General features: G+C 39.2%; 1 protein-coding gene. It reads left to right on the top strand.

The features are described from left to right. Positions 1–10 precede the first annotated feature (10 nt). Positions 11–520 (top strand): transposase (locus tag ABD816_RS22260; protein ID WP_344931128.1); only part of this gene is annotated, 510 nt, incomplete at its 3' end.

The following is a 520-nucleotide window of genomic DNA, read 5'->3' as shown; positions in this document are numbered from 1 at the left end:
AGACGATCACATGAGAAACGGTCAACTTAAAGCCGCTTATAATATACAAGCTTCTTCCAATAATCAATTCATCACCAATTATACCTTAGAACAAACCACTACCGACACTACTACACTGATAAAACACCTAAATGAACACCACACTAGTTTTGGGTCTTCGCCCGAAGTAGTCACCGCAGATGCAGGCTATGGTAGTGAGGAAAATTACCAAGATTTAGAAGATAAAGGTATAGAAGCCTATGTGAAATATAATTACTTCCACAAAGAACAAAAAGAAACTAAAACAGGTAAAACAAAACATCCCTTTGGAGCAGATAAACTCTATTACAATACAGAAACAGACACCTACTACTGCCCAATGGGGCAAGCGATGAACCACATTGGTAATTATAGTCGAGAAACCAAAACAGGTTATAAGCAAATCATCAGTCGTTACAGGGCTCAAAACTGTCAAGGCTGCCCACTACGAGCGCAATGCCATAAAGCCAAAGGGAACAGAATTGTGGAACGAAACCATAAT

Origin of the sequence: Aquimarina addita, assembly GCF_039539305.1 — a bacterium.
GTDB classification, from domain to species: domain Bacteria; phylum Bacteroidota; class Bacteroidia; order Flavobacteriales; family Flavobacteriaceae; genus Aquimarina; species Aquimarina addita.
This window is presented reverse-complemented; position numbering and strand designations above follow the sequence as displayed.